The sequence below is a fragment of the Vibrio sp. 2433-A1 genome (genome assembly GCF_056726085.1).
Genome location: NZ_JBRESC010000002.1, coordinates 33606 through 60122, shown reverse-complemented (window position 1 = coordinate 60122; position 26517 = coordinate 33606). Strand labels below are relative to the sequence as shown.

The 26517-nt window shown below is 45.5% G+C and carries 28 protein-coding genes; 16 read left to right on the top strand and 12 right to left on the bottom strand.

Annotated features, from left to right (window positions below):
* The 4 genes from ACU01J_RS02745 (at window position 1) to ACU01J_RS02730 (ending at window position 1746) form a co-directional block, all read left to right on the top strand.
* A complete protein-coding gene (locus ACU01J_RS02745; protein ID WP_004735711.1) occupies window positions 1–177 on the top strand; it encodes a hypothetical protein in 177 nt (58 codons plus the stop codon).
* Between the two features lie 137 nt (window positions 178–314).
* A complete protein-coding gene (locus tag ACU01J_RS02740) occupies window positions 315–1082 on the top strand; it encodes a transcriptional regulator (protein WP_239917507.1) in 768 nt (255 codons plus the stop codon).
* Window positions 1079–1459 carry a hypothetical protein gene (locus tag ACU01J_RS02735; protein ID WP_481084309.1) on the top strand — a complete coding sequence of 127 codons (381 nt, stop codon included), beginning with the start codon at window positions 1079–1081 and terminating at the stop codon, window positions 1457–1459. The genes ACU01J_RS02740 and ACU01J_RS02735 overlap by 4 nt, the downstream gene beginning before the upstream one ends.
* Window positions 1460–1509: 50 nt before the next feature.
* Complete coding sequence (locus tag ACU01J_RS02730; RefSeq protein WP_171981486.1) at window positions 1510–1746, top strand: hypothetical protein; 237 nt, start codon at window positions 1510–1512, stop codon at window positions 1744–1746.
* Between the two features lie 284 nt (window positions 1747–2030).
* Here ACU01J_RS02730 and ACU01J_RS02725 read toward each other — a convergent pair whose 3' ends face one another.
* From ACU01J_RS02725 to ACU01J_RS02705, 5 genes are all read right to left on the bottom strand, one after another.
* Complete coding sequence (locus tag ACU01J_RS02725) at window positions 2031–2471, bottom strand: ribonuclease HI (RefSeq protein WP_481084308.1); 441 nt, start codon at window positions 2469–2471, stop codon at window positions 2031–2033.
* An 80-nt stretch (window positions 2472–2551) separates the two neighbouring features.
* Window positions 2552–2749, bottom strand: coding sequence for an AlpA family transcriptional regulator (locus tag ACU01J_RS02720; RefSeq protein WP_140063040.1), 198 nt, complete (start codon window positions 2747–2749; stop codon window positions 2552–2554).
* A gap of 73 nt (window positions 2750–2822) precedes the next feature.
* Window positions 2823–3422, bottom strand: coding sequence for an inovirus Gp2 family protein (locus ACU01J_RS02715; RefSeq protein ID WP_481084307.1), 600 nt, complete (start codon window positions 3420–3422; stop codon window positions 2823–2825).
* A gap of 54 nt (window positions 3423–3476) precedes the next feature.
* On the bottom strand, window positions 3477–4157 hold the full coding sequence (locus ACU01J_RS02710; RefSeq protein WP_481084306.1) for an inovirus Gp2 family protein: 681 nt from the start codon (window positions 4155–4157) through the stop codon (window positions 3477–3479).
* A gap of 59 nt (window positions 4158–4216) precedes the next feature.
* The gene (locus tag ACU01J_RS02705; protein WP_140063037.1) at window positions 4217–4894 is read right to left on the bottom strand and encodes an inovirus Gp2 family protein; all 678 of its coding nucleotides are present in this window, start codon (window positions 4892–4894) and stop codon (window positions 4217–4219) included.
* A gap of 530 nt (window positions 4895–5424) precedes the next feature.
* Between ACU01J_RS02705 and ACU01J_RS02700 the strand changes: the two genes are divergently transcribed.
* From ACU01J_RS02700 to ACU01J_RS02690, 3 genes are all read left to right on the top strand, one after another.
* Window positions 5425–6303, top strand: coding sequence for a MarR family transcriptional regulator (locus tag ACU01J_RS02700; RefSeq protein WP_481084305.1), 879 nt, complete (start codon window positions 5425–5427; stop codon window positions 6301–6303).
* A gap of 617 nt (window positions 6304–6920) precedes the next feature.
* Window positions 6921–8336 carry a winged helix-turn-helix domain-containing protein gene (locus ACU01J_RS02695; protein ID WP_481084304.1) on the top strand — a complete coding sequence of 472 codons (1416 nt, stop codon included), beginning with the start codon at window positions 6921–6923 and terminating at the stop codon, window positions 8334–8336.
* Window positions 8337–8549: 213 nt separating this feature from the next.
* Window positions 8550–9026, top strand: a complete 477-nt coding sequence (locus tag ACU01J_RS02690; protein WP_481084303.1) for a hypothetical protein — start codon at window positions 8550–8552, stop codon at window positions 9024–9026.
* A gap of 64 nt (window positions 9027–9090) precedes the next feature.
* Here ACU01J_RS02690 and ACU01J_RS02685 read toward each other — a convergent pair whose 3' ends face one another.
* A complete protein-coding gene (locus ACU01J_RS02685) occupies window positions 9091–9516 on the bottom strand; it encodes a phosphate-starvation-inducible protein PsiE (RefSeq protein ID WP_481084302.1) in 426 nt (141 codons plus the stop codon).
* A 267-nt stretch (window positions 9517–9783) separates the two neighbouring features.
* On the opposite strand from ACU01J_RS02685, the gene gmk reads away from it, so the two are divergent.
* The 5 genes from gmk to recG all read left to right on the top strand — a co-directional run bounded on the left by gmk (window position 9784) and on the right by recG (window position 15975).
* Entirely contained in the window at window positions 9784–10407 is a 624-nt protein-coding gene (gmk, locus tag ACU01J_RS02680; RefSeq protein WP_481084301.1) for a guanylate kinase, read from the top strand.
* A 164-nt stretch (window positions 10408–10571) separates the two neighbouring features.
* A complete protein-coding gene (rpoZ, locus tag ACU01J_RS02675) occupies window positions 10572–10844 on the top strand; it encodes a DNA-directed RNA polymerase subunit omega (protein WP_004410883.1) in 273 nt (90 codons plus the stop codon).
* Between the two features lie 39 nt (window positions 10845–10883).
* The gene (gene spoT / locus ACU01J_RS02670) at window positions 10884–13010 is read left to right on the top strand and encodes a bifunctional GTP diphosphokinase/guanosine-3',5'-bis pyrophosphate 3'-pyrophosphohydrolase (protein ID WP_481084300.1); all 2127 of its coding nucleotides are present in this window, start codon (window positions 10884–10886) and stop codon (window positions 13008–13010) included.
* 74 nt (window positions 13011–13084) lie between these two features.
* A complete protein-coding gene (gene trmH / locus ACU01J_RS02665; RefSeq protein ID WP_394127371.1) occupies window positions 13085–13768 on the top strand; it encodes a tRNA (guanosine(18)-2'-O)-methyltransferase TrmH in 684 nt (227 codons plus the stop codon).
* 128 nt (window positions 13769–13896) lie between these two features.
* Window positions 13897–15975: an ATP-dependent DNA helicase RecG gene (gene recG, locus ACU01J_RS02660; protein ID WP_481084299.1), complete on the top strand. Its 2079-nt coding sequence runs from the start codon at window positions 13897–13899 to the stop codon at window positions 15973–15975.
* A 120-nt stretch (window positions 15976–16095) separates the two neighbouring features.
* Here the strand turns inward: recG and cysQ are convergent, their stop codons facing one another.
* The 4 genes from cysQ to ACU01J_RS02640 all read right to left on the bottom strand — a co-directional run bounded on the left by cysQ (window position 16096) and on the right by ACU01J_RS02640 (window position 19020).
* The gene (gene cysQ, locus ACU01J_RS02655; RefSeq protein ID WP_481084298.1) at window positions 16096–16923 is read right to left on the bottom strand and encodes a 3'(2'),5'-bisphosphate nucleotidase CysQ; all 828 of its coding nucleotides are present in this window, start codon (window positions 16921–16923) and stop codon (window positions 16096–16098) included.
* A gap of 57 nt (window positions 16924–16980) precedes the next feature.
* Window positions 16981–17526, bottom strand: coding sequence for an ADP compounds hydrolase NudE (nudE, locus tag ACU01J_RS02650; RefSeq protein ID WP_481084297.1), 546 nt, complete (start codon window positions 17524–17526; stop codon window positions 16981–16983).
* A 121-nt stretch (window positions 17527–17647) separates the two neighbouring features.
* Window positions 17648–18235: a Fe-S biogenesis protein NfuA gene (nfuA, locus tag ACU01J_RS02645; RefSeq protein ID WP_481084296.1), complete on the bottom strand. Its 588-nt coding sequence runs from the start codon at window positions 18233–18235 to the stop codon at window positions 17648–17650.
* A gap of 86 nt (window positions 18236–18321) precedes the next feature.
* The gene (locus tag ACU01J_RS02640; RefSeq protein ID WP_481084295.1) at window positions 18322–19020 is read right to left on the bottom strand and encodes a phosphoribosyltransferase family protein; all 699 of its coding nucleotides are present in this window, start codon (window positions 19018–19020) and stop codon (window positions 18322–18324) included.
* Window positions 19021–19077: 57 nt separating this feature from the next.
* Between ACU01J_RS02640 and bioH the strand changes: the two genes are divergently transcribed.
* Together bioH and ACU01J_RS02630 are read left to right on the top strand one after the other, a co-directional pair.
* On the top strand, window positions 19078–19869 hold the full coding sequence (gene bioH, locus ACU01J_RS02635; protein ID WP_481084294.1) for a pimeloyl-ACP methyl ester esterase BioH: 792 nt from the start codon (window positions 19078–19080) through the stop codon (window positions 19867–19869).
* Window positions 19870–19994: 125 nt separating this feature from the next.
* Window positions 19995–20465 (top strand): ATP-dependent Lon protease, encoded by a 471-nt coding sequence (locus ACU01J_RS02630; protein ID WP_481084293.1) that lies wholly within the window; start codon window positions 19995–19997, stop codon window positions 20463–20465.
* 98 nt (window positions 20466–20563) lie between these two features.
* Here ACU01J_RS02630 and ACU01J_RS02625 read toward each other — a convergent pair whose 3' ends face one another.
* Entirely contained in the window at window positions 20564–22885 is a 2322-nt protein-coding gene (locus ACU01J_RS02625; protein ID WP_481084292.1) for a Tex family protein, read from the bottom strand.
* A gap of 269 nt (window positions 22886–23154) precedes the next feature.
* Here ACU01J_RS02625 and ACU01J_RS02620 point away from each other — a divergent pair, with 269 nt between their 5' ends.
* Window positions 23155–25026, top strand: a complete 1872-nt coding sequence (locus tag ACU01J_RS02620) for a putative ATP-dependent zinc protease (RefSeq protein ID WP_481084291.1) — start codon at window positions 23155–23157, stop codon at window positions 25024–25026.
* A gap of 61 nt (window positions 25027–25087) precedes the next feature.
* On the opposite strand, the gene greB is transcribed toward ACU01J_RS02620, so the two are convergent.
* Window positions 25088–25564, bottom strand: coding sequence for a transcription elongation factor GreB (gene greB / locus ACU01J_RS02615; RefSeq protein WP_481084290.1), 477 nt, complete (start codon window positions 25562–25564; stop codon window positions 25088–25090).
* 175 nt (window positions 25565–25739) lie between these two features.
* On the opposite strand from greB, the gene ompR reads away from it, so the two are divergent.
* The gene (gene ompR, locus ACU01J_RS02610) at window positions 25740–26459 is read left to right on the top strand and encodes an osmolarity response regulator transcription factor OmpR (protein WP_004410902.1); all 720 of its coding nucleotides are present in this window, start codon (window positions 25740–25742) and stop codon (window positions 26457–26459) included.
* The last annotated feature ends 58 nt before the right edge of the window (window positions 26460–26517 follow it).

The window sequence follows — 26517 nt, the reverse complement described above, 5'->3', positions numbered from 1 at the left end:
ATGACTTCCCTTCTTCTACAAACCATCAAACTTATCTCTGCCCTCATCACGTTACTTTCTCTTTCCCCTTTCTTTGGTGCCATTGGAACCCTAACGACCTTAGGCTTTCTAGTGGTACTGCTGATTGGGTTACTGGTAGCCATCTCAGAGCTGAGAGATAAAAACAACCATCGATAATGTTAATCGACTCACGCTTTCGCTAAGCCGATTGATGACGCTTTAACCGTTGGACATTATGTGTCGAACCCACCTCTATTCTCCCGACATTAAATGTCCGACTCCGGTGTGGAGTGCTATGTATTGAGAGAGCAGCTATGAGCAATAAAACCAGCATTGAAGGCTTATCTGCTTTGCTGCACACGCTGATGCTTATTCCTCAACATCGATGGATTACCGTTAGGGAGTTGCAGCAGCAGTTAGCCCTAATCGATATCCACCGCACCACGCGCAGTATTAAACGCTACCTCGATGAAGTCATTGTGGAGGTGTTTAACGTGGAGTGTGATTCGATGAGCATACCCCATGTTTACCGAAAAACATCCGAGCAATTACTGAAGCTAAATAAGCAAGAAATGCTCTATTGGCAACTGACCAACAAGTACTTACAACCGCTGATTCCTGATGCGCTGAATTATGGGCAAGGTCGGCCCTCGGAGAGAGATAAACCCTTACTGGATAAGGCTTCAGCCATTTCAAAAGAACGACTTTGGCTAAGCAAAGTACATCTCAACCTACCTAATACGAGAAGCTGGAGTAACAAGCAGCAACAAGTCTTAGGGTCAGTCCATGAAGCATTACTTAACAACCGAATGCTAAAGGTCTCTAGCCAAGCTTTGCAGCAAGAGCAAACGTTCATTGAACCACTGGGACTCTCGGTTCAGTGTGACGCGCTCTTGCTGCTCTTTCGGTTATCCGACCAACATCCAATACACACCGTTGCCTTACCACTTATTGATGAGGCCAGTGTATCGACATTTTCATTTACCTATCCCTCTGACTTCAATGTTGAGCAGTTCATGCTGACTCACGAAGGAACAGGCTACCCAGAATTTCACTCACCAATGAGGAGAGTAAACCCATGACCAAACTAAAACATCGACTAAACCAATCGGTTCGATACGCAGTCACGATAGCCCTGTTTATTGGAGCAACAGGATGCACTGAGCAGGAAGAATCTCCTGAAGCCGTTGCGGATATAGAAGTATCGATATCCACCAACTCACATTGGGGAAGTTTAGTCTTTGACCTACAAGCGATTACCGATAACACCGTCATCACCGACGTTGTAATTAACCGAGGTAATTGTCGTCTTCCAGCTGGTACGGCCTCAGAGCTGTCTAGAAACGTTTCATTGAAGTTCGGTGAAACCTACACGGGATACAGCAACAACTGCACCGTCGATAACGTGAAAGAAATTGAAGTCACCTCAACGGCTGGCACCTTTGTTTACACCTTCTAAACCGAAAGCAAAACAACTCATCTATTTATAACTACCAATAAGGATCGACAATGAAAAACATCACAACAAACACACTTGTTCTACTGACTACCCTAGCATCACCTTTTGTTTTGGCTCAAGGTGGTGGTTCGCTTGGAGGTAATCCATCGGTAGAAACGGGAGCGGTTAATGTCAGTGTAGGCAAATGCACTCAATACAAGCTAGATGTGAAAGCAGCTCTAAACACAGGAAAACAGGTATCGTCAGTTACGGTTCCTAAAGGTTGTGAAGCCATCAAAGAGAAGTAGTGCCACCAGCCAAGGCTAAAAATGACAATGGGGAGCGTGATCGCTCCCCATTCTTTTTTTGCTTCTTTATACAAGCTTCCCATCTAAAACACTTTTGGTCAAAGTTTGCGAAGCAGTAAGAGCGACCACCAGATCTCCCCCTACATCGCATCTACTCACAGGTATATGTTATCTATAAAAACGCTTAACGCTACCCTAAAGACGAATCACCGTTCCTAGGGATAAAGCAAAAACACGACCGCACAGCTTGCTAGCGGTCTGCCAACAAACTGTGCATCATCGTCTTAATCGGCTTCTGCCGCTTCAACGGCTAACAAATCTGCCATGTCATTACCCTTATTACCTGAATGAGCTTTGACCTTAAACACCTCTACGTATTTCTTAGAACGCAGTTCATCGATTTGTTGCCATAGATGGCGGTTCTTTACTGGCTTCTTGTCTGACTTACGCCAACCTCTCTCTTTCCAGTTATCTAACCAATCGTTGTAGCCCTTTACACAGAAATCACTGTCTGAGTAGATGATATCGCCATCTTGGGCATACTCTAGACCTTCGATTAATGCCATGAGCTCTAATTCGGCATTGGTGGTATTACGCTTAATGGTGATGCTATCTTGATGCTCTAGTTCACCCTGCTCATTAAAAGCTGCGATACCAATGCCACCTTGTGTGCATCCGTGTTGATTGTTTGGGGCTGCGCCGTCTACGTAAATTGAATAACTCATTTTTTATCTCTCTCTAATTGAAAAAGGGCGCATGACTTTGCCTAGCCAGCGCCCTGTTGATGTGTAATTTAATGTTTGTGTTACTGAAAAGATTCTTGGTTGTCTCGCAGTGCTAGACGCGATTCCATCCATTCTTCGATTTCACTTTCTAGCCATCCCACTGCTCTTCCTCCCAATGGAATGGTTTTTGGAAAAATGTCTTCATCCATGAACTTGTAAATAGTGGAACGGCCTAGCCCTGTCGCTGCGATTACATCGTTTAATCTTAAGAACCTCATTATCATTGGGAATTATCTCCTGTGTTGTATATACCCATGTAATAAGCCGCCAATGTAAAAAAGTGCAGTCGGTCTAATCGGAACTAGAGCCAAAGAAGTAACGCTGCTCTTTCCATGCTTCAGCAAGACTGCTCATGCGATGAAAGACCATGCGTTTGATGTTCGTGTCCTGCTCCCTACAGCGTGTCCCCAAGCCATAATTGCCTCGGTCATTGAGAAACACTAATGAACGCGCTTTGCCGCTGTAGTGCTTCTCTATCGCTTCTTGCCAAGCCTCTTTAAGGTGCCCAACCAATTCGTTGCGTTTTTCCCAGCAAATCGCGGGGCCAAAATGCTGGCTATAGTCAGTAAACAGCATCACGCGATAATTGTGGGATGGCACCTTGTCCTCTCTCTTGCGCCATACGTAGAACACTGACTCCGTATCGAGTTTTTCTTTAAGTAGCTTAAAGTAATCGTTAATGATGCTGAGGTCGGTATCTTGATGGTCTTCTGGTAGAAACAAATCCAGACGTGTGGCCAAAGCCGCGTCAAACTCATCCATTGCTTGTTCAAAGACTTCCGTCATTCTGGTTAAGGCCGATTCGTATAAACCCTTGTCACTGAAAAATACGGGGTAGTCGTTGAACGTTTTTGAATGGGTAATGTTGGGAAGGTAAGTGTTGTTCGACATAAGTAATTCCTCTGAGTCTGTTAATGGCATAGGTATTACTCGCGCTGTATTTTTTTAAGGTGAGTCGTGACTGCAACCAAAGCTCTTGTTGCGGTGATCGTTCTGGTTGGCAATGGGCTTCGCGAGACGACTGATTCGATAGAAGAACTCGTTTAACTGTAACGGGAACACTTCAGCGTCTGACAACAGCTCAAAACCTTCATTCGTAGGAGAGTAGGCTAATCCAGAGCATGATTGGCTGTAACTAGCTTCAACCACCCTATCCCATGTCTTCCTCACTTTTTTGTAAAGAAAACGCCCCCAACCCTCTCGACCAGTGCCTAAGTTTTGAAAGAGATCCCTATCAAAGAGCAAGATGAGATGATGGTGGTGATCGCTGGTGGACACACTCGCCTCCGTCCAGATATAGCGAATGACCGTTTGCTGGTATCGATAAGTTCTACCCGTGTATTTGTCCTTACAGAGCTCATTAGTCTCCGATTCTAAAATACGAAAGAAATGGGCAAACACCGCTAGGTAATCTCCCTCGAAGTCACTCGGTAGGTTTAGGTTGATGTGAACAGCATAGATTCTTGGGTATTGGTTTAGTGTTTCAGTCAGCACTCGGTCTATCTCCTTCAGGTATTCGAGGACAAGACCACCCTCAAAATAGTAGAGTGGTTTCCCATTGAAAGTTCGGTCATGAGTGATAGTGAGGTGGTTAGGCGTAAGAGCTACATTGAGTTGATTAAGCATTCTAGTTCCTGCGGTTTGTTGTTAATCCCACAGGAACTGTCACCACCGTAATTTTTTAGCTACTTGTGACTATGGCCGAAATTGCGTCTACCGCTACCAAAGTGCTTAGTGCGCTCTTTAGCTAAATAGCTAATGTGTTTAAAGAACTCGTCAAACGCATCGTCAAAGTCTTCTGAGTTACTGTTCAAGCGGTGAATGACCACGCTGTCGCTATTCCTTCTCTTTGAAAAATGAACCAGTCCATTGGCTTCTTCGTAATCGACACCAGCGACCCTCGCCCATGCCTCTACGATAAAAGAGCCTAAGTTCTCCTGTTGTGTTTGAGTTTTCCCTAACCAGTTAAACCTATCTTTGTTGAACATGAGCACTAGGTGATAGTGGTCGTTTATCGAGCTAGAACGTTCTCTCACCCAAGCAATTCTAACCTTGCAGGGATGTACTCTACTCCCTTCTCTTTTCTTTCGTTTGCCTGAGTGATCAATTTGTGACTGTAATGAGCGTAGAAAGTCAGTCATGACATTACCGCTCTTTTCGTTTTTCCTTAGCTTGGGAAACCTCAAATCCACACGAATAGCCATTAGCCTAGGATACTCGTCTAATGCAAGATCAACCGTATCGTACATTTTTTCTAAGTAGTCGATGTAGAGTGGACCGTGCTCGGTCTGGATAGGTCTACCCAAAAAGGTTGGCTTGGTGGTGAGTCTGAGGTTTTTGTTTTTTCTAGAACGAACATTCATTCCTATCTACTCCTGTGTTGAGGTTCATAGATAGGCCTGTGTCGTTATTTTTAATTGTGTACTGTGAGTCACTTGGTGTGACTCAGGGATATGTGATGATGTAGTCGCGTATTAGGTATGGTAGATGTTTAGTTATTAACGTAATAATACTAACCAGACAGACAAAGCAGAAAACCACTAAATGTAGACTTCCAGCTCGCCTGCAAGAGCAAATGCTAGTTAACCACCAACGCCTAAGCACTGAACTATAGAAAATCGATATTCGCTTCCCACTCTCGAACCCAAGTAAGTTACAAGTTAGATGACAATCCGCTGATCTAATTAATGAAGATAGAGCGTGATAGTAAATACGACTTCAACAACAATCCATTATATCGAAACGCCCCAACGTATCCTCACTCATTACCAAAAACCACGCTTTATACGTATTTAACCCTAGAACTTGCTCACATAAAAAGTGACAACATTACTTGCTTTTATTATATTAATCATCGGATTACATTAACTTTAGAGTTTAAGAAAGTAAAAACATGACACATACTGACAAAGATGAAATCAATTCATCAGAAGCACCAACCTTGAAAGAAACACCAACACTCGATCCGAAAGCTAACATGGAAATCATCAATTTTATTAACTCTTACGATGTTAAAGGGAACTGTTACCTTTACCATGAAGGAGAAGAAAAACTGGTTCCGACACTTCTTCGGTCAGGTGATAGAAAGAGGATTAGCTTAATGAAAGAGCTAGAAGAAGCTCGAACCATAAGGCAACTCCATAAGACTCGCCTATTCAAAGATCACCCATTTCTAAAAAAACAAAGGCGGATTATTCTGCTACCGTATTCTTCCATTTCAAAAAGCTATATGCCGACGAGCCACTATTCCGAGAGAGATATTAATCGAACAAACATCATCAACACCTTTTGGAAAAGCAAACTCGAACTGCATTATGATGCTGCGGAAGCATCGATTCTGGTTTGCTCGTTTTTAGCCAAAAATATTGATCGCAATACCCACGGTTTAGGGATAAGCCAAAGCAAGATTGCAATCATATTGGGAATGAGTGTTCGACGAGTATCAGATACTTTAAAACGACTTGAGCAATTCGGTTATGTGATACGACACAAAGAAAAAGCCACGCGAGGGAAGTTAAGTCTTGGTACTTTTATACAGGTAACAGAGGCTTTTTCGTCACAATTTTTTGCCCCCCAAAAGCCCACGGGAGAATCAAAGGAAAAGCAAAAACAAAGTTCTGAGCACCAATCGCAGGAGCTCCCTGAGAAACGTTATTTTCGATTTTTGAAAAGTTTGAGCGATCTACGGCTTGATCTAAAGAATTTCATCGTGAAAAGCAAGGACCCGATACCACCAGCCGTTTTGCAGCAGATTTTTAAGGTTTTGGAATAAACATTTGCGGGAGGAACACCGACTTTTATGGGGCTAAACACCTTCGCTTAGCTGTATAAAGGCATTTACCATACACGTGATATGACCGCTTTGATAACGTACTGATCTAGAACTTGATATACCAACAAGAAGTGGAGATGGGGATTAAAACTCACGTATATCGAATACAGCTTAAGTACCCTGATGAAGCAGCGTTTAAAATAAAGACACTGTTGTTTACGGCAGAATTACATGACACTATATTTACCTCAGTATGCACATATACCTCTCACAGCTTAGTGTTTCGGTTGGTATAAATACCAGAATTAATAATGATAATAATTATCAATACACAGATAGTAGAACTATTGTCAACGTAAGAAACATAGCGACTTAAACCAACTGGGTAGTATATTGGGTAGTAAAACCATAAAACAGACAACAAGATGCCACTAAGCTTATGATTTTTAAATAATAAAAATAGTTACTCAACGAACAGATCCAGAATATTGAATAATCGACTCTAATCAAATTTCGAGCCCTGCAACGCAGGGCTTTTTTATGTCGAATGACCCACTTGCTTCAATACTCTAAACCCAATAATCTAATCAGGTTATTTGTAACCTAGAATTTTCCTTATGGCTTCGTATCCTTGCTATATCTTGCAGCTAGATGTACCTATCAAGTTCTATCCTGAGCGGAATCACTTGGTGATTGACGAGCAAGAAGTTCATTTAGAGCCGCTGCAGGCTCGGCTACTTAACTACCTAATCGAGTGCAAAGGTAAAGTGGTCAGCACTCAACAAATCGCCGAATCCGTTTGGCAACGCAGCCATGTCTCTGACAACCTAGTTAGACAAGTCATTAGCCAGTTGAGAAGTCACTTACAAGATACATCCCGGCCGTACCACGTGATTCAAACCATTCCTAAGCAGGGCTATCTGTTTGATATCAGCATAACTGAAGAGTCTGAGCCTGTATCAGTGGTATCGATGCAACCTCTAGAGAAGTCGAGTTCTAACATTGAGATTGCCCCTAAAAAGAGATGGGGGCTCTATCTCGCTCTCACAACATTTTGTGTCGCAGTAGCAGCAAGCATATTATTTATTACGAACCATCAGAGCCAATTGAATACCCGCTCTACAGCGCTCCAAACACAGCCCGTTCCAGTTTATATCCATGAGCTGACACTTGACTCAAACCAAGATTACTCCATGGCTGAAAGTGTTTTTAACTACCTGTTTTATGGATTGAATTCTGCAAGCAACATTACTGGTTATCATTTTTCTCAGTTAGCTGAATCGAGCAAAGAGCACTTGCTACGCCAAGGTGTCGAAATCAAAGGTTGGATAAAGCACTCAGGACAGAACTATCTTCTTACCCTGATCATACAAAACAACCAACACCCTGAGATCAACGATAAAATCGAAAAGACATTTAGCGAAAGCTCTTTCTTTGACGCTATAGGTGATGTCGTTTTAGAAGTGAAAACCGTCATTGATCCAAATGCTAGCGACTATCAAGCCACAAACCATAGAGTCACTGCGATCGATAACTTTGATGACTGGAAAGCTATCTCTGCGGGAATATCTCTTTTCTATCAAGGAAAAGGGGGCGAAGCTTTCAGGCCCATCACTAACAAGCTTCTGCAAATTCAACAACAAGGCCGAGATAACTACTTAGTCAACGCCTTGCTGTCATATTCAGCTTCTTTAGACTATTTACAAAGTCATAGCCAGAAAAGTCAGTCACAATCACTCATCTTAGCCAAACAGGCCTTTGAGATGAACCCTCGTTGCGACATCGTTAACTTGACTCTTGGCTTAGCGCTGCTTATCAACAATCAGCACGAGCAATCCTACCCTTACCTATTCTATGCTGCAGAAAGTACGCCGAGCCCGATCAGTTATTACCTACTTAGTGTGACTGAACAACAAGCACACAACCCGAAAGGCTCACAATACAACTACCAGCGCTACGAGAATCTACAAAAAGAGAATAGAGGGCAACTGTTTGATCTTATTGAGTCTTCACAAAAATCAAACCTCTTCTAAACCTCATTTTCCCAAACCCTAAGCCTTACTCCAGTGATGAATAGGTAAGGCTATTACACCCGTCCTTGCCCCGGAAAAACCACCTCTGTGAAAGCCATGAAATGTAGGAATTTTGTGTGCATTTAATCCCAATTGCCTTGCATCAAGCTCAAAAGAGACTGCTGTTAGCATACTAGTTAGCAAATCAGTTTCATCCGTTTAAGGCACAAGTTTATGTTAAAAAAACTCGCATATCAGATTATTCCAATTCAGATTTTTTTGTTTGTGTTTTGGTTTAAAAATGGCTTCATCGACAAGGTAATGGGTGTCTCATTAGGCATCATTACTCCAGAAACTGCGTACCAAGGTGACACTTGGGCAGGCTGGAAAGATTATATCGTTGGAACATGGGATAAAAGCCAAGTAGGGCATATTTTCTTAAGTCCAACATTCGACTTTATGTTCCCTATCTTAATTGTGCTGCAGTGCTTGCCATTTGTTCTCGTTATTCGCTCAGTGCTAAGCGGTGAGTTTATGGCGAACAAGCAAAGACCTTGGTTACGCTATGCGGCAATTGCATCACTGTTTGTAACAGGGTGTATGGCGCTGACTCAAACTCTTTCTGGAGCGAGTGATGGCCAGTACCTATGGCAGTTTATGGGCTTTAGCATGGTTGCGCTTATGTATATCCGCCACGAAGACCAACATTAAAGCAAAGAACAACATTAAAACAAAATGCCCCGCTTCACTCGCGGGGCATTTTATTCTAAATAATCTACTCATCTTTCTCGGCAGTATTGTTATCAATATATGGCCAATAATGATGACCGATTCGAATCACCATCGTCGCTACCGCCAAAATTAATGCCGCCACGGATAGCCAAACGATTAAGGTCGCATCCAACTCTTTCATGCCTAACGTGATGTATCGAGCGATCGCCATCATAGCAATATAGATAGGGTAACGAACTGGGATTTTACCGTTCATCACGAACTGCTTAACCATCGCCAGCACTTCGAGATAGATAAACATCAATAGGATGTCGGTCAGCAGAACACGCTTTTCAGTAAAAACATGAACAAACTCTTCGACCATCGCAAACAAGGTCGCAAGAGTAATCGCAACTAGCAACACAGCCTCTAATGCGTGGAAGATTTTAAGAAACGGCTTACTGAAAGATTTAGGAAGACTGGAAGGCATAATCCTTATCCACTATAAAAATGCTAAGCACCCAGTTTACCACGAGATATGTGACAAAGGTGTAAGCAAACCTCACCCAGAAAACAATTTAGTGACAAAATAGAGTAAATCAATCTTATTGTCCTAAATAGGCGATTTATGCTACTCTTCGCCTCCATTTTTCTGGCCTAAATTTCACCAATTCGGTGAGCCAATCCGGTCAGTGCTATCTTTATATATGTCAGCCTTGCAGCTGGCCGTTATCAAACCAAATGTGAGATCGTCCCTATGGGTAAAGGCACTCTATATATCGTATCTGCACCAAGCGGTGCTGGAAAATCTAGTCTAATTTCTGCAATGCTAGAAACAAATCCAACCTACGCGATGAAAGTGTCGGTATCTCACACTACTCGTGGTATGCGCCCGGGTGAGCAAAATGGTGTTCATTACCACTTCGTTCAAAAGGAGCATTTTGAAGAGCTGATCGAAAAGAATGAATTTCTTGAGTACGCTGAAGTGTTCGGTAACTACTACGGTACCTCTCGCGTTTGGATTGAAAATAACCTAGATAAAGGGATCGATGTGTTCCTAGATATTGACTGGCAAGGCGCTCGTCAAATCCGAGAACAGATGCCACAAGCAAAAAGCCTATTTATCCTACCACCATCAAACGGTGAGCTAGAGCGTCGCCTTAACGCACGTGGTCAGGATAGCGACGCTGTTATCGCGAAACGCATGGCAGAAGCGAAGTCTGAAATCTCGCACTACAGTGAGTACGACTACGTGATCGTCAATGATGATTTCGATACTGCATTAATGGACTTTAAGGCCATCATCCGCGCAGAAAGATTGAAGCACGACAAGCAAACTGCTAAATATAAAGGCATGCTTGACGCGCTTTTAGCTGAATAAGTTATCTTTTCGAGCTTCTAGCTTCGAAAAGATAACAGTTCTATTAACCAATAGGCGAGAATTTCAATAAACTAGTGGCTCGTAACTAGTGACTAGCATCTAAGCCACTCTGCCTGTATAATTTCTCGTCATTCAAAATTTTAGTTAACTAATTTGGAGTTCTCATGGCACGCGTAACTGTTCAAGACGCTGTTGAAAAAGTTGGCAACCGTTTCGACCTAGTTCTAATTGCGGCACGCCGCGCTCGTCAAATGCAAACTGGTGGCAAAGATTCACTAGTGCCAGAGGAGAATGATAAGCAAACGGTTATCGCTCTACGCGAAATCGAAGAAGGCCTTATCACTAAAGAGATCCTTGATGCACGTGAGCGTCAAGAGCAGCAAGAGCAAGAAGCCGCTGAACTAGCAGCTGTAAGCAGCATCGCTCACAGCCGTTAATTAGCCCTCTCTTTTACAACTATCTTCCGGGCCTAAAGTTTGTATCTATTCGATAGCCTTAAAGACGTTGCCCAAGAATACCTAACAGAGCCTCAAATTGAGGCTCTGCGTCAATCTTATGTGGTAGCGAAAGACGCCCATGAAGGGCAAACCCGCTCTAGCGGCGAACCTTATATCATCCACCCTGTTGCTGTATCTCGTATCTTGGCCGAAATGCGTCTAGATATTGAGACGCTACAAGCAGCCCTTCTGCATGATGTCATAGAAGACACTGACGTGACCAAAGAAGAGCTCGAAGCTCAATTTGGTAATACGGTTGCAGAACTTGTGGATGGCGTTTCTAAGCTTGATAAGCTTAAGTTTCGTGATCGCAAGGAAGCTCAGGCAGAAAACTTCCGTAAGATGGTTCTTGCCATGGTGCAAGACATCCGCGTTATTCTAATCAAACTCGCAGACCGTACTCACAATATGCGCACTTTGGGTGCTCTACGCCCAGATAAAAAGCGCCGTATTGCTCGCGAGACATTAGAAATCTACTCTCCATTGGCGCACCGCCTTGGTATCCACAACATCAAAACTGAACTTGAAGAGCTTGGTTTTGAAGCGCTCTACCCGAACCGTTATCGCGTTCTTAAAGAGGTAGTGAGAGCTGCGCGTGGTAACCGCAAAGAGATGATTCAACGCATTCATGATGAGATAGAAGGTCGACTTGAAGAAGTTGGCTTAAAAGCTCGCGTATTTGGTCGAGAAAAAAACCTGTTCTCCATCTACAACAAGATGAAGACCAAAGAACAGCGTTTCCATACCATCATGGATATCTACGCTTTCCGCGTCGTAGTTGATGATGCTGACACCTGTTACCGAGTACTTGGTCAAGTTCATAGCTTGTACAAACCACGTCCAGGTCGCATGAAAGACTACATTGCGGTACCAAAAGCGAACGGCTATCAATCTATTCACACTTCGATGGTCGGCCCTCATGGTGTCCCTGTTGAAGTTCAGATCCGTACTGAAGATATGGATCAAATGGCGGATAAAGGTGTCGCAGCCCACTGGTCATATAAAGGCAATGGTGAACGTACTGGCACCACCGCTCAAGTGAAAGCACAGCGTTGGATGCAAAGCCTACTTGAGCTACAACAAAGCGCAGGCAACTCATTTGAGTTTATCGAGAACGTTAAATCTGATCTGTTCCCAGATGAGATTTACGTCTTCACGCCAAAAGGTCGCATCGTTGAGCTACCAGTAGGGGCAACCGCTGTAGACTTTGCTTACGCAGTCCATACCGATGTCGGAAATACCTGTGTCGGTGCGCGTGTTGATCGCAACCCTTACCCGCTAAGTAAATCACTCAAGAACGGCCAAACTATTGAGATTATCAGTGCGCCGGGTGCACGCCCGAATGCAGCATGGCTCAACTATGTAGTGACTTCACGTGCTCGTACTAAGATCCGTCAGGTTCTGAAAACCATGCGCCGCGAAGAGTCAATTACACTAGGTCGCCGCTTGCTCAATCATGCACTGGGCGAACTATCACTTTCTGACATCAGTGAAGAAAACATCAATCATGTATTAAGCGATCTTAAGATCGACTCGATTGATGACCTACTGGCTGATATCGGCCTAGGCGAACTGATGAGTATCGTCATTGCTCGTCGCCTATTAGGTGATGCGGATGAGCTAACAGAAGTGGAAGGCTCAAGCGAAACCGACAGCAACAAGAAGAAACTGCCTATCCGTGGTGCGGAAGGTATCTTGCTGACGTTTGCCAACTGTTGTCACCCAATTCCAGACGATCACATTATTGCTCACGTATCACCAGGCCGCGGCTTAGTGGTTCACCGCGAGATGTGTCCGAACGTACGTGGTTACCAAAAAGAACCAGATAAGTACATGGCAGTTGAGTGGTCGGAAGATTACGATAAAGAGTTCATTACTGAAGTAACCGTTGACGTACAAAACCGTCAAGGTGCACTAGCAGAACTGACCAATGTAATCTCTAAGACAGGCTCAAACATTCACGGCCTTTCAACCGAAGAGCGTGATGGTCGCCTATACACGGTGACGGTACTGCTCACGACCAAAGATCGTGTTCACCTTGCGGGTATTATGCGTAAGATTAAGGCAATGCCACATACGCTCAAAGTACGCCGTCGCAAGAACTAATCGACTGAACAGTTGAATCTAAATGTCCTTGAAGCCTCAGGTTTCAGGGACATTTTTGTAAGTAAGAAAGATTTATGAATTTAGAACGTTACAACCGAATCCAACAAGTGCTTAAAGCGCGCCAAGCAGACTTAACGCTGTGCCTTGAAGAAGTCCATAAGCCAAACAATGTGTCAGCTGTGATTCGTACCGCTGATGCAACCGGCATCCATAAAATTCATGCGGTATGGCCAAACGAGATGCGTACCCTGAGCCACACTTCGGCAGGCGCGCGTAACTGGGTCGATGTGGATACTCACGACAGCATTGAAGAGGCAATCACTGAGCTGAAAGCGCAAGGCATGCAGGTATTGGTAACCAACCTGTCTGATACTGCTGTAGATTTTCGTGAAATTGACTACACCAAGCCAACCGCAATCATTCTAGGCAGTGAAAAGGTTGGCGCTTCGGAAAAAGCTAAACAACTAGCCGATCAGGACATCATCGTACCTATGGTTGGCATGGTTCAGTCACTCAATGTTTCGGTAGCCAGTGCGGTTATTCTGTATGAAGCGCAGCGTCAACGTGAAGCGGCTGGCATGTACGATAACGAAGTCAGCTCAGTGCCAGAAGAAACCATTCACCGCCTGCTATTTGAACGTGGCCACCCTGTACTCGCTAAAGTAGCTAAGCGTAAAGGCCTCGCTTACCCACCACTTGATGACCAAGGGCAGATCGTTGCAGACGACGCTTGGTGGGCAGAAATGCAGAAGAAGTAGCGAGAAGCGAGAAGCGAAGCGTTCTCGCAGGGCGCAGCCCGCTCTTCGCCCTTCATTTTTTCCTGTACAAAAACACAGCTCGATGGTTAACTATTACTAACTTATAGAATGACTTATCGAGCTTTTTTATGTCCCAGCTACTCTCTGCTATTCCTTTAACGTCGTTAACCGGCGTCGGCGCCAAAGTGGCCGAGAAACTAGCGAAAGTTGGGCTTGTTACTGCTCAAGACTTACTGTTTCACCTGCCTCTTCGTTATGAAGATCGCACTCGCATCTATCCAATCGCCAAACTGCACGCTGGGCTATGGGCTGCTGTACAAGGCAAAGTGATGAGTGTGGATACCCTATTTGGCAAACGCAAAATGCTGGCTGTGAAAATCAGCGATGGCAACGGCACCATTACACTGCGCTTTTTCAACTTCACTGCGGGGATGAAAAATAACTTTGCTGAAGGTAAAACCGTCCATGCCTATGGTGAGATCAAACGTGGTGGCTACGGCTTAGAAATCGTCCATCCTGACTATAAATTCTATGCTCCGAACCAAAAAGCCGATGTTGAACAAACATTAACCCCAGTTTATCCAACCACGGATGGGCTGCGCCAAGTGACGCTGCGTAACCTAACTGACCAAGCACTAGAATTACTCGATAAAGCTGCTGTACAAGAGCTTCTGCCAAGTGGGCTTTACGATCAGCAAACGACCCTTGCTCAAGCTCTACATACCATTCATCGCCCGCCGCCTAACATCGACTTAGAACAGTTTGATGAAGGTAAGCACCCAGCGCAGATACGCCTGATTATGGAAGAGTTACTTGCGCAGAACTTATCCATGCTCTCGGTTCGTAGCAAAGGCCAGCAAGATGCTGCGCTGCCTTTAGCAAGACGCGATAGCCTCAAACAGCAGCTACTCAGCCAACTGCCGTTTTCACCGACCAATGCCCAAGCGCGGGTGGTACAAGAAATCGAACAAGACTTAGAAAAGCCTCACCCTATGATGCGCTTAGTTCAGGGCGATGTTGGTTCAGGCAAAACCTTGGTTGCTGCTTTAGCCGCTCTGCGTGCACTCGAACATGGTTACCAAGTTGCGTTGATGGCACCAACCGAACTGCTGGCCGAGCAGCACGCCATCAACTTTGCTCACTGGCTGGAGCCAATGGGTATCAAAGTCGGCTGGTTAGCGGGCAAGCTTAAAGGCAAAGCGAAAGAGAGTGAGCTAGCTAAGATAGCCAGTGGTGAGGCACAAATGGTGGTCGGTACCCACGCCTTGTTCCAAGAGCATGTAGAGTTCCACCACTTAGCATTAGTGATTATTGATGAACAGCACCGTTTTGGTGTCCACCAGCGTTTAGAGCTGCGCGAGAAAGGTGAAAAGCAAGGAACTTACCCTCACCAGCTAATCATGACAGCGACACCGATTCCACGCACTCTAGCGATGACTGCCTATGCTGACCTTGAGACTTCGGTCATCGATGAGCTACCACCAGGACGAACGCCGATTCAAACCGTCGCTATTCCGGATACTAAGCGCGAGGATATTGTTGAACGAGTACGGAATGCCTGTCTTAACGAAGGCAAACAAGCTTACTGGGTATGTACCTTAATTGATGAGTCTGAAGTACTCGAAGCGCAAGCCGCTGCCGATACCGCAGAAGAGCTGCAACGCAAACTGCCAGATGTGAAAATTGGTTTAGTTCATGGCCGAATGAAACCAGCCGAGAAACAAGCAGTGATGCAGGACTTCAAAGACAATAAGCTGCACTTGCTGGTAGCGACAACCGTGATTGAAGTGGGTGTAGACGTGCCAAACTCAAGCTTAATGATCATTGAAAACCCCGAGCGCCTAGGTTTGGCTCAACTGCACCAGCTACGTGGCCGTGTTGGCCGAGGCAGTGTTGCCAGCCACTGCGTGTTGCTCTATCACTCTCCGTTATCTAAAACCGCGCAAAAGCGTCTCGGCGTGCTGCGTGAGAGTAATGATGGCTTTGTGATTGCTCAGCGTGATTTAGAGATCCGTGGCCCAGGTGAACTGCTGGGAACGAAACAAACAGGTATGGCCGATTTTAAGATTGCCGACTTAGTACGAGATCAGCGCTTAATTCCGGAAGTTCAGCGCATCGCTCGTCATATTCATGACAACTATCCTGATAATGCTGTCGCGATTATTGATCGTTGGTTGGGTGATAGGGATGTCTATTCGAAGGCTTAAGAGAAGAGCGACGAGCGACGAGCGACGAGCGACGAGCGACGAGCGACGAGCGACGAAAAGTACCGTAGCCCGTCACTATGTCAAGCTCTCATCTCGGAGCTCGCAGCTAGAAACTGAAAACTAGTCCTTCACCTGCAGGATCTCATCCCACGGCAAGTTTTCATCACCCAATACAATAAAGTTCGGGTTTTCCAACGTATCACGCTCGTTGTATGAAAGCGGCTCAAGTTGAGTACTCAAGATACGTCCGCCAGCTTCTTCAACAATACATTGCGTCGCAGCGGTATCCCACTCTCCCGTCGGCCCTAGACGTAAGTAACAATCGACCGCCCCTTCAGCAACCAAACACGCTTTCAATGCAGCAGAGCCAAGTGGTACTAGATCATAGTTCCAAGCGCTGCTCATACGCCCAGTGATGCGGTTGATATCTTGGCGACGACTGATGGCCATCGCTATCGGGCTCTTAGGGCCACCATGCTGATGGGTCTTGATACGAACACTTTCGCTCAGGTCTGGAATTTTCCAAGCGCCTTTGCCGTGATAGGCATAATAGGTCACCCCTGAGACGGGAGCGTATACTACTCCCATCACCGGTTTATTGTTCTCAATCAGAGCAATGATAGTGGCAAAATCACCACTACGAGCAATAAACTCTTGGGTTCCATCAAGTGGATCAACTAACCAGTAGCGATCCCACTGCGATCGTTTATCTAAACTAATATCCGCCGCTTCTTCCGACAATACGGGAATATCAGGCGTCAGCTCCGATAGCTTCTCAGTAATCAGTTTGTGTGCCGCAATATCTGCGCTGGTGACTGGGGTTTCGTCACTTTTGATAAATTCTTCGTACTCTTTCTTCTCGTAAATATCGAGAACAAGCTGCCCGGCACTGCGAGCAATTTCAATCACGGACGGTAAATGGTGAGACAAGTTTTCAATTATTGGCATAAAAATTCCTTTGCGCTCTCGCTTAAACTCCTTTGCTCAAGGCAAGGCCGATAATTATTATTTTAAAACGCGTAGAGCGAGTAATAGCGCGGTAATACTGCGCGCTTCACTAAAATCGAGGTGCGTCAGCAGTTCTTCGGCTTGCGCCAACGGCCAACGAACCACATCTAATGGTTCAGGTTCATCACCTTCTAGTTTTTCTGAGTATAGATCTTCGGCGATGAATAGGGTCATTTTACTCGAGAAATAAGAAGGTGCTAAAACCACTTCTTTTAGCGCTGTAAGCTTATTCGAACCTTGGCCTATTTCTTCCTTCAGCTCTCGCACTGCAGCCTGCTCCGGCGTCTCCCCCGGGTCAATCAACCCTTTAGGAAAGCCTAACTCATAGCGCTCTGTCCCCGCAGCATATTCGCGGACTAACAGAATATCGCCTTGAGCTGTGATCGGTACCATCATCACCGCATTACGGCCGCTTGGCTTCATGCGCTCATAGGTTCGTTCCTCACCATTGCTAAAACGCAGATCCAGCGCTTCAATCGCGAACAGTCGTGATTGTGCAACTGTCTGTTTATCTAGAATTTCTGGTGGAGTACGTTTAGCCACGAGCTTGCTCCTATACGAAAGTTGAAGCTCCTAATATAGGAGAAATTTTATCAGTTTGAAAACAAAAAAGGGCTGGCATCGCTGCCAACCCTCTCGATTTGATTCAATTTAGAGCAATGTCTTAGTAGTAAGAGTGCTCACCGCGATCGTGTTCTGTTGCGTCACGTACCGCTGACAGCTCACCTTCAAATTGTTGTAGAAGCTCTTTCTCGATGCCTTCTTTAAGAGTCACATCAACCATAGAACAACCGTTACAACCACCACCAAAGGCTACGATAGCAATGCCTTCTGCAGTGATTTCAACTAGGTTTACGTGACCACCGTGGCCCGCTAGTTGAGGGTTCACCTGAGTTTGAATCACGTACTCTACGCGCTCAACAAGAGGTGCATCATCAGAGACTTTACGCATTTTCGCGTTTGGCGCTTTAAGCGTAAGTTGAGAGCCCATCTTATCCGTCACAAAGTCGATCTCTGCGTCTTCAAGGAAAGGTAAGCTTAGTTCATCAATAAACGCTGAAAAACCTTCAAACTTAAGTTCTGTATCCGTAGATTCTACTGCTTCAGTTGGGCAGTAAGATACACCACACTCTGCGTTTTGAGTGCCCGGGTTTACCACGAATACGCGAATGTTAGTGCCTTCTGGCTGCTGACCCAATAGGTTAGCAAAATGAGATTGGGCGTTTTCTGTAATAGTAATAGAATTTGACACGACGAATACCTGAGTAATTTTGTAGGCTATTTGTTGTCCATTTTACTCCTGAAAATTTAGAGGTCTAGCGTTTTGATCAAATTCAGCTAAGTTCCTACGTCAGGAGTACGGCAAATGCAGTAAATATCGACACTTTTGACGCCACTATCAAGCAGTAATTTGCATAAATGCTGCACCGTACTGCCTGTCGTCACAACATCATCAATAATTGCGACGTGACGATAAGGATTTTCCTCTTTAAGCAGCCTAAATGCTCCGTTCAAGTTCACCTGCCTCTCACGCCGATTCAAGCCTTTTTGCTGTTTAGTCGAACGAATGCGACGAAACATAGGCCGATATTTGCATCCTAACTGCTTAGCCAACGAGGCAGCCAATAGCTCACTTTGATTGAAGCCTCGACGCCACTGCCGGCTCCAATGCAGTGGCACAGACGTCACCACTTCAGCAGGGATATCTATGTTGGGAATGAGCAAATCAACCAGTTTACTGGTGTGCCAAAACTGACCTTCATACTTCAAATGATGTACGTAAGTAGATAAGGGCTGTTGATAATCGCCAACGCAGTAAAGTCGACACCAAGGTGGAGGCGTAACCAAGCACTCACCACACACAGGCGTATCAGCCACACAGGGTAAACCGCAACGTTGACAGCGAGGTATCGGTAAGAAGTTTTTACGACAAGCAAAACAAAATCCATTGTGTTGCTGGTCTAACTCTAAGCCACATAACTCGCAGTTGAGTGGCAACAGGTCGGCGATGTATTTGATCACTCTTTGCGGTAACATGAACAAAATCTCAGCAATGGAAAAGCCCATTGTGACGATCAAAACTGACGCTTAAGGATGGAAAAAGTGGTACATAGCGAGAGCAACTCACAACCTTTATTTTGGCACACAGCAGGCAGCGGTGACGATATCGTCCTACTCCATGGTTGGGGAATGAATGGTGCAGTATGGCAACAGACTGTCGATGTCCTTAGCCAACACTATCGTGTGCATGTGGTTGATCTCCCTGGTTTTGGTCATAGTCATCAATCTTGTTTCACCAATATGGAACAGTTAGCGAGTCAGGTTTTAGCAGATGCACCACAACAAGCGGTTTGGCTTGGTTGGTCATTGGGCGGTTTGCTGGCAACCCATATCGCACTCAATCACCCAGAGCGAGTGCGAAAGCTGATTACAGTGGCGAGCTCGCCAAAGTTTGCTGCCGAAAAGCGTTGGCGTGGAATCAAATCAGAAGTACTCAGCAACTTTACTGAGCAGTTGGTTGAAGATTTTCAACTGACGGTCGAGCGCTTTATGGCTCTGCAAGCGATGGGCAGCCCTTCGGCAAGGCAAGATGTTAAACAGCTCAAAAAAGCCGTGCTCTCTCGCCCTGCGCCTAACCCAGATTCACTGTTAGCGGGGCTTAAACTGCTTGCCGATATCGATTATCGCGCAGAATTAGAACGCTTAACCACACCAACACTGCGGCTCTATGGCCGACTTGATGGCTTGGTGCCTGTTAAGGTTGCTAGCGATGTCGACACCCTGCTACCAGCGAGTGAAAGTCATACCTTTAGTGCCTCTTCCCACGCGCCATTTATGACCGAGTTTGACGAGTTTTGCCACAAGGTGCGCCAATTTGTAGCCTAAGCGTTTGTTTCTATTAGGCACATTCAAATAATTGTCACTGACGCTAAATATTTGTCACTACTGGTCGATAAATATACTAACCGACGGAGTGTTCGCTCCAACGGTTGGGCGTGAGGAGACAAACAATGCTCGTATCACCTACGAACGTAAGCGTTCCACTGATCGCCCCATCGGTTAATGTGCAAACGGAACAAGCGGCACGCGACAATAAAGTCCGTGAGCCAATTGCTCCAACCATTGCATTAGCCAAGAGCAACGCCGAACGAAAAGTGACAGCAGACGATAAGCGGCGCAAACAATCTTCATGGGATCCTTCAGAGCACCCTAGCTATGAGACGGATGATGTGGAGGATGTCGTTGACGCTTCTCACTATCAGGCCGAAGATACCATCGAACGGCTTTTTAAACTGCTTTCACTCGATAGTTACAGCGAACATCAAGGTAAAGGCTATGCTATGCGCTTTCGCTTGCCGAGACGCATAATCGATGCGGCGATATCAGAAGGAATGATGGCCAAACGCAGGACGGTGATAAAGTTTCACTACGGACAAGCCGTTGTGCCCAACACTCCATCTGATGTAATTGCGGTGTTGTAGTACCTTATCTTGCTTTAGCTCGATAAGGTAATACCCAAAAAAAATCCCCGCCAGTATTACTACTGCGGGGATTTGTCTTTTTACCGATTTACGGCAGATTAACGCTTCGCTTTGGCAAATGCGGCAGCAAATGCTCCGCCCATTGCGCTGTTGCCATTCGATTCTTCGCGGCGACGCTGATTGCCTTGCGGTTGGCGCTGTTGACCACGTGGTGCACTTGAGCGCTGAGAACGATTATCTTGTCCCGGCTCATCATTTAGACGCATCGACAAACCGATACGTTTACGCTGCACGTCCACTTCCATCACTTTCACTTTGACGATATCGCCCGCTTTAACCACTTCACGTGGATCCGACACATAACGGTCAGTCAGAGCAGAAATATGGACTAAACCATCTTGGTGAACACCGATATCAACAAAGGCACCAAAGTTCGCCACGTTTGATACCACGCCTTCCAGTACCATGCCCGGTTCAAGATCTGATACAGAATTAACCCCGTCAGCAAAGGTTGCTGTCTTAAATTCAGGGCGAGGGTCACGACCCGGCTTATCCAACTCTTTAATGATATCGGTTACCGTAGGCACACCGAAATTCTCATCGGTGTAGTCCACCGCATGTAGACCACGTAAGAATTGAGTATCACCAATCAAGTCTTTGACATCTTTATGGTTTTTCTCTGCGATAGCCTTCACGACTGGGTAAGCTTCCGGGTGAACCGATGAGGCATCTAGTGGGTTTTTACCATCCATAATGCGTAGAAATCCAGCACACTGTTCAAACGCTTTTGGCCCTAAGCGAGCCACTTTTTTCAGCGTAGTACGCGCTTCAAAGCGGCCGTTCTCATCACGGTAATTAACGATATTCTGAGCAATAGTGCTTGAAAGACCAGCAACGCGAGTCAGCAGTGCAGGAGAAGCGGTGTTCACATCCACACCAACCGCGTTTACACAGTCTTCTACCACCGCATCAAGACGTTTCGCGAGCATAGATTGGCTCACGTCATGCTGATACTGGCCTACACCGATTGATTTCGGGTCAATCTTCACTAGCTCTGCCAACGGGTCTTGCAGACGACGTGCGATAGACACTGCACCACGCAGCGACACATCGAGATTAGGGAATTCTTTTGCAGCCAGCTCTGACGCCGAGTAAACCGAAGCGCCCGCTTCACTGACCATGATTTTCTGCACCTTAAGGTTGCCACGTTTGATCAGGTCAGCAACAAAGCTGTCGGTTTCACGTGAGGCAGTACCATTACCTATCGCAATCAAATCGACATTGTACTTACGCACCAAGGCATCAACAATTTGCGCCGATTTATCGTATTGCTTTTGTGGTGGATGTGGGTAGATGGTTTCTGTCGCCAGCACTTTACCCGTTGAGTCCACCACTGCGATTTTAGAACCCGTACGTAGACCAGGATCGAGGCCAAGTGTTGCGCGAGGACCCGCTGGCGCAGCCATTAGCAAATCTTTTAGGTTAGTGGCAAACACTTCGATTGCTTCAATTTCAGCACGCTCTTTCATAGCTCCCATTAGTTCGGTTTCCATGTGCATAGAAACCTTGATGCGCCATGCCCAGCTAATAACCTGCTTACGCCACCCATCAGCAGGGGCGCTGCTGAGGGAAATACCATAGTGGTCACTGATAATCGTCTCACAGTAAGACTGACGTGCGCCCTCTTCCTGCTCAGGATCCGCATTCATCGCTAAGGTTAAGAAACCTTCGTTACGACCACGCAGCATTGCCAATGCGCGGTGAGATGGCACTTTACTGATCGCCTCATTGTGTTCGAAGTAATCTTTAAATTTTTCGCCCTCTTGCTGCTTACCCTCAACAACGCGAGCAACGAGCTCAGCGCTACGATTAAGGTGATGACGAATCTTCTCTAGTAAGTTGGCATCTTCGGCAATACGCTCCATGATGATAGCGCGTGCGCCATCTAACGCAGCTTTGGTATCCGCAATGCCTTTCTCGGCATCAAGATAGTTTGCCGCTTCAATTTCTGGCTCGGTTTGTGGCTCATTCCACAACTTATCAGCCAGAGGCTCTAAACCTGCTTCAATCGCGATTTGACCTTTGGTACGGCGCTTTGGTTTGTAGGGTAGATATAAATCTTCTAGGCGAGTCTTACTGTCTGCTTGATTGATTTCAGCTTCCAGTTTAGAAGTCAGTTTGCCCTGCTCCTGAATAGATTTCAAAATAGTTTGACGACGCTCATTAAGTTCACGTAGGTACGCGAGGCGGCTATCAAGGTTACGCAGTTGGGTATCATCAAGACCACCGGTCACTTCTTTACGGTAACGAGCAATAAATGGCACCGTATTGCCATCATCAATTAGGTTTACAGCAGCAGTGACTTGCTCTGAGCGTACATTTAGCTCTTGAGCAATCAAATTACAGATAGCTTGGCTCATCCGTGTGTTCTCTTAATTTTATGTGTGGGTTTCAGCTTTCGCTTCTGTGCGCTTCAAAGCTATTGGATATGTTCAATATATTGGGGTAACCATCGGACATTGCAATGCTTTCGACGCTGCGCAGAAAATTAGCCTATAAATTACGGAGCTCAGTAGGACATTGGTCAATATCATGTCAAAACTATAGGTAAAACCGACACTTCTTGATTAGAAACTGTCTACTCTTTCTATACACCCAGATTCTCTCTTAGACTGATGCGGAAATTTTAATGAATAAAATGTTATTGGCAGTAGCCTTAGCGGGCTCATTATTAACGAGTTCAATTGCTTGGGCAGAACCTATTACTGCCACTACCCAAAGCCCAATTTACCAAATAGGCGATAAACTGGTCCTTGGCCGCGTTGAAAATGTTTACCTCGGTGATATTCCAGAATTAGACGGAATCTCGTTCACGGGCAAGATTGACACCGGTGCTGATACCACCTCAATGCACGCCGACAATATCCATATCAGCAGCTTAAACCCAGAGTTCCAACACCTAAAAGATGATGAGTTACTGTGGGCAATTATTGATGATATTGGCGTCACTAAAGCTGTATGGGATGCCAATATCTTTATTCCATATCAGGTAAAGGTGAGTTTCACTATTTATCAGCCATATACAGGTGAAGAGATAGAGATTACTGATGATCTCGAAGACATTAGTGTCATCCGCAGCCGAACCAGTGAGAAGCCAATTCTTCGCCCGACAGTCAGGATGCCCATCACTATTGCCGGTAGAACCGTTGATACAGTCGTCAACCTAACCAACCGTAATCAGTTCTCGGTGCCGATTTTAATCGGAAAAACCTACCTAAATGATAATGCTTGGGTATTCGCAGGCTATGACTATCTTCAAGAGCAGAAGAGCGCCCAGTTGATCGGCAAGAAAGAGAGTGTCGACATCGGCGGTCTAACCCAGAAGGTGAGCTATTCACTGCAAAATAACTACAGTTCATTGCATGCCACCAACATCAAGATCGATGATAAAAATCAGCAGGTTTCCTTTACCATCAAAGGTGACGATGGCAAACAAAACAGGCTGACCCAGCCATTGTTAAGAATGCTCAACGTGAACGGAGAAGAAAAGCCGTTGGTATTTGTACCCGTCAATACTCACAGTGAAACACCTCAATACTGGATGGTTTACTTGACCGATAGAAGTAAGTTCAGCTCTCAGCTTCGCCTTGGCAAGAGCACTTTAAACAAACACTTCATGATTGATACCAGTAAGAAGTCGCTACTGAGTAACTCACCTAAAACATTCAACATTAAATCCAAAGCGATGCAGGTGTCAGGTGATGAAAATATAGTTCTAGACGGTATTCCACTCAAAGCCGAACCGTCGTTAGTGGTCAAAACCCCGCTGCTAAAAGTAGTCAGCTTCGAAATATTCGAGAAAAAAGGCAAAGATTGGGTAACGTATTACCTCACTAATGCCCAAGGTGATGTGCAGCAGTTCTCCAAACCTATCAATAAGAAACTGCGTGTCGGTGATTCAATAAGACCAGTGGTATTTGGCACGTTCAATCTGTATGGCAAGAATGTCGAGATACCGTATGCGATTGATGTACTTGATGACAACGAAGTGGAAGACTACTTTGTCATTGGCCAAAAAATGTCAAAAGATGGCGTGCTGATCAATACCAGAACCGATCACTTGCTTGATGCCTACCCAATGTTCACCGCTGGCCATATCGAAGTGGCGACTGTTGAAGGGCTAGACTTCCCAGTTAAGCTCGATACGGGCGCCGATGTTAGCTCAATCAACGCGCAAAACATCAAGATGTTCAAAAAAGATGGCCAGCAGATGGTCAGCTTCACCTATCAAAACGATGTCGGGATGGAAGAGAAGTTTACGCGTAAAGTCGTCGATACGATGACGATTACCGCCAAGCAAGGCGAGAAAGCCAATGTGCGTCCAGTGGTTGAAATGCATGTCACGCTCGGCAATCTGGAAAAGAAAATCCGCGTCAACTTACAAGACCGTAGCCGATTCCATTACAGTATGATCCTTGGCAAGAACTTCCTTAAATATGGCGCAGTGGTCGCCAGTGACGCCAACTATATCGTCACTGACAAACCTGACTACGAAAAATAGCCAACAAAAGTCCCGCTCCCTGCGGGACTTTTGTTTCATGGCTCAATGGGTAACGTCGCAACTACTCACTATAGCGGATACTATTTACAAACCACTCTTTGAAGCCTTCTGGCGTTTTAACGCTAAATTCATCATCGACTTCTTTTTTCAGTAAAGCTCGCGCCATTGGTGAATCAATCGAAATGTAACCTTTGGCATCCCCATAAATTTCGTCCGGTCCGACAATGCGAAACGCTTTGGTATCACCCTCTTCATTTTCAATCTCAACCCAAGCACCAAAGAAGACCTTGCCCTCTTGTTGTGGAGAGTAATCGACTACTTTGACCTGCTCTAAGCGTTTACGCAGATAGCGAACACGGCGATCGATCTCACGCAGACGCTTCTTATTGTACTGATAGTCTGCATTTTCACTGCGATCGCCAAGGCTTGCTGCCCAAGTCACTTTTTTGGTGACTTCGGGGCGATCTTCTCTCCACAAAAAGTCGAGCTCTTTCTTAAGTCGATCATAACCTTCTCGCGTAATTAGATTTGTTTTCATATTTCTGACGCTATTAAATTGAAGTTCAGATATACATTAGCTAAAAAGGAAATAAACGTTAACAATTCTTTGCACTCATAGAACTGGAACAATGTTACATTTTAAACTGCGCAACTGAGTAAACATTCCATTACTCCAAGTTTGCGTGAGCGTATTCAATAGGTGGAACTATTACATGCAAGAAAATCACAAAATATTAGTTGTCGATGATGATGCACGACTTCGTGCACTATTAGAACGTTACTTGTCTGAGCAAGGGTTTCAAGTTCGCAGTGTCGCTAACAGTGAGCAGATGGACCGCCTGCTAACGCGTGAGACTTTCCACTTGATGGTTTTAGACTTAATGCTGCCAGGTGAAGATGGTCTATCAATTTGTCGCCGTTTACGTAACGCAAACAGCACTCTTCCTATCCTAATGCTAACCGCAAAAGGTGATGAGATTGACCGTATTGTTGGTCTTGAAGTGGGTGCTGACGACTATCTACCAAAACCGTTTAACCCGCGTGAACTTTTGGCTCGTATCAAAGCGGTACTGCGCCGTCAGACAACCGAGCTGCCTGGCGCCCCAAGCAGTGAAGAGTCTGTGGTTGAGTTTGGTGACTTCCGCTTAAACCTAGGCACGCGTGAAATGTTCCGTGACGATGAAGCAATGCCACTGACATCGGGTGAATTTGCAGTTCTTAAAGCACTGGTCACCAATGCACGTGAACCTATGTCACGTGATAAATTGATGAACATGGCACGTGGCCGCGAATACTCCGCGATGGAGCGTTCCATTGACGTGCAAATCTCTCGCTTGCGCCGCATGCTTGAGGTTGACCCAAGCAAACCCCGCTATATCCAAACCGTGTGGGGCTTAGGTTACGTCTTTGTCCCAGACGGTAAAGAAGCCTAAAATAAACAACTATTGATAGAGTGCGAGACCAAGTCTCGCACTCTTTGTTTTAACCACC

Bases quoted from the DNA above. Each gene is read 5' to 3' on its own strand.
- ACU01J_RS02745 (WP_004735711.1), top strand. From the start codon at position 1: ATGACTTCCCTTCTTCTACAAACCATCAAACTTATCTCTGCCCTCATC.
- ACU01J_RS02740 (WP_239917507.1), top strand. From the start codon at position 315: ATGAGCAATAAAACCAGCATTGAAGGCTTATCTGCTTTGCTGCACACG.
- ACU01J_RS02735 (WP_481084309.1), top strand. From the start codon at position 1,079: ATGACCAAACTAAAACATCGACTAAACCAATCGGTTCGATACGCAGTC.
- ACU01J_RS02730 (WP_171981486.1), top strand. From the start codon at position 1,510: ATGAAAAACATCACAACAAACACACTTGTTCTACTGACTACCCTAGCA.
- ACU01J_RS02725 (WP_481084308.1), bottom strand. From the start codon at position 2,471: ATGAGTTATTCAATTTACGTAGACGGCGCAGCCCCAAACAATCAACAC.
- ACU01J_RS02720 (WP_140063040.1), bottom strand. From the start codon at position 2,749: ATGAGGTTCTTAAGATTAAACGATGTAATCGCAGCGACAGGGCTAGGC.
- ACU01J_RS02715 (WP_481084307.1), bottom strand. From the start codon at position 3,422: ATGTCGAACAACACTTACCTTCCCAACATTACCCATTCAAAAACGTTC.
- ACU01J_RS02710 (WP_481084306.1), bottom strand. From the start codon at position 4,157: ATGCTTAATCAACTCAATGTAGCTCTTACGCCTAACCACCTCACTATC.
- ACU01J_RS02705 (WP_140063037.1), bottom strand. From the start codon at position 4,894: ATGAATGTTCGTTCTAGAAAAAACAAAAACCTCAGACTCACCACCAAG.
- ACU01J_RS02700 (WP_481084305.1), top strand. From the start codon at position 5,425: ATGACACATACTGACAAAGATGAAATCAATTCATCAGAAGCACCAACC.
- ACU01J_RS02695 (WP_481084304.1), top strand. From the start codon at position 6,921: ATGGCTTCGTATCCTTGCTATATCTTGCAGCTAGATGTACCTATCAAG.
- ACU01J_RS02690 (WP_481084303.1), top strand. From the start codon at position 8,550: ATGTTAAAAAAACTCGCATATCAGATTATTCCAATTCAGATTTTTTTG.
- ACU01J_RS02685 (WP_481084302.1), bottom strand. From the start codon at position 9,516: ATGCCTTCCAGTCTTCCTAAATCTTTCAGTAAGCCGTTTCTTAAAATC.
- gmk (WP_481084301.1), top strand. From the start codon at position 9,784: ATGGGTAAAGGCACTCTATATATCGTATCTGCACCAAGCGGTGCTGGA.
- rpoZ (WP_004410883.1), top strand. From the start codon at position 10,572: ATGGCACGCGTAACTGTTCAAGACGCTGTTGAAAAAGTTGGCAACCGT.
- trmH (WP_394127371.1), top strand. From the start codon at position 13,085: ATGAATTTAGAACGTTACAACCGAATCCAACAAGTGCTTAAAGCGCGC.
- recG (WP_481084299.1), top strand. From the start codon at position 13,897: ATGTCCCAGCTACTCTCTGCTATTCCTTTAACGTCGTTAACCGGCGTC.
- cysQ (WP_481084298.1), bottom strand. From the start codon at position 16,923: ATGCCAATAATTGAAAACTTGTCTCACCATTTACCGTCCGTGATTGAA.
- ACU01J_RS02640 (WP_481084295.1), bottom strand. From the start codon at position 19,020: ATGTTACCGCAAAGAGTGATCAAATACATCGCCGACCTGTTGCCACTC.
- bioH (WP_481084294.1), top strand. From the start codon at position 19,078: ATGGAAAAAGTGGTACATAGCGAGAGCAACTCACAACCTTTATTTTGG.
- ACU01J_RS02630 (WP_481084293.1), top strand. From the start codon at position 19,995: ATGCTCGTATCACCTACGAACGTAAGCGTTCCACTGATCGCCCCATCG.
- ACU01J_RS02625 (WP_481084292.1), bottom strand. From the start codon at position 22,885: ATGAGCCAAGCTATCTGTAATTTGATTGCTCAAGAGCTAAATGTACGC.
- ACU01J_RS02620 (WP_481084291.1), top strand. From the start codon at position 23,155: ATGAATAAAATGTTATTGGCAGTAGCCTTAGCGGGCTCATTATTAACG.
- greB (WP_481084290.1), bottom strand. From the start codon at position 25,564: ATGAAAACAAATCTAATTACGCGAGAAGGTTATGATCGACTTAAGAAA.
- ompR (WP_004410902.1), top strand. From the start codon at position 25,740: ATGCAAGAAAATCACAAAATATTAGTTGTCGATGATGATGCACGACTT.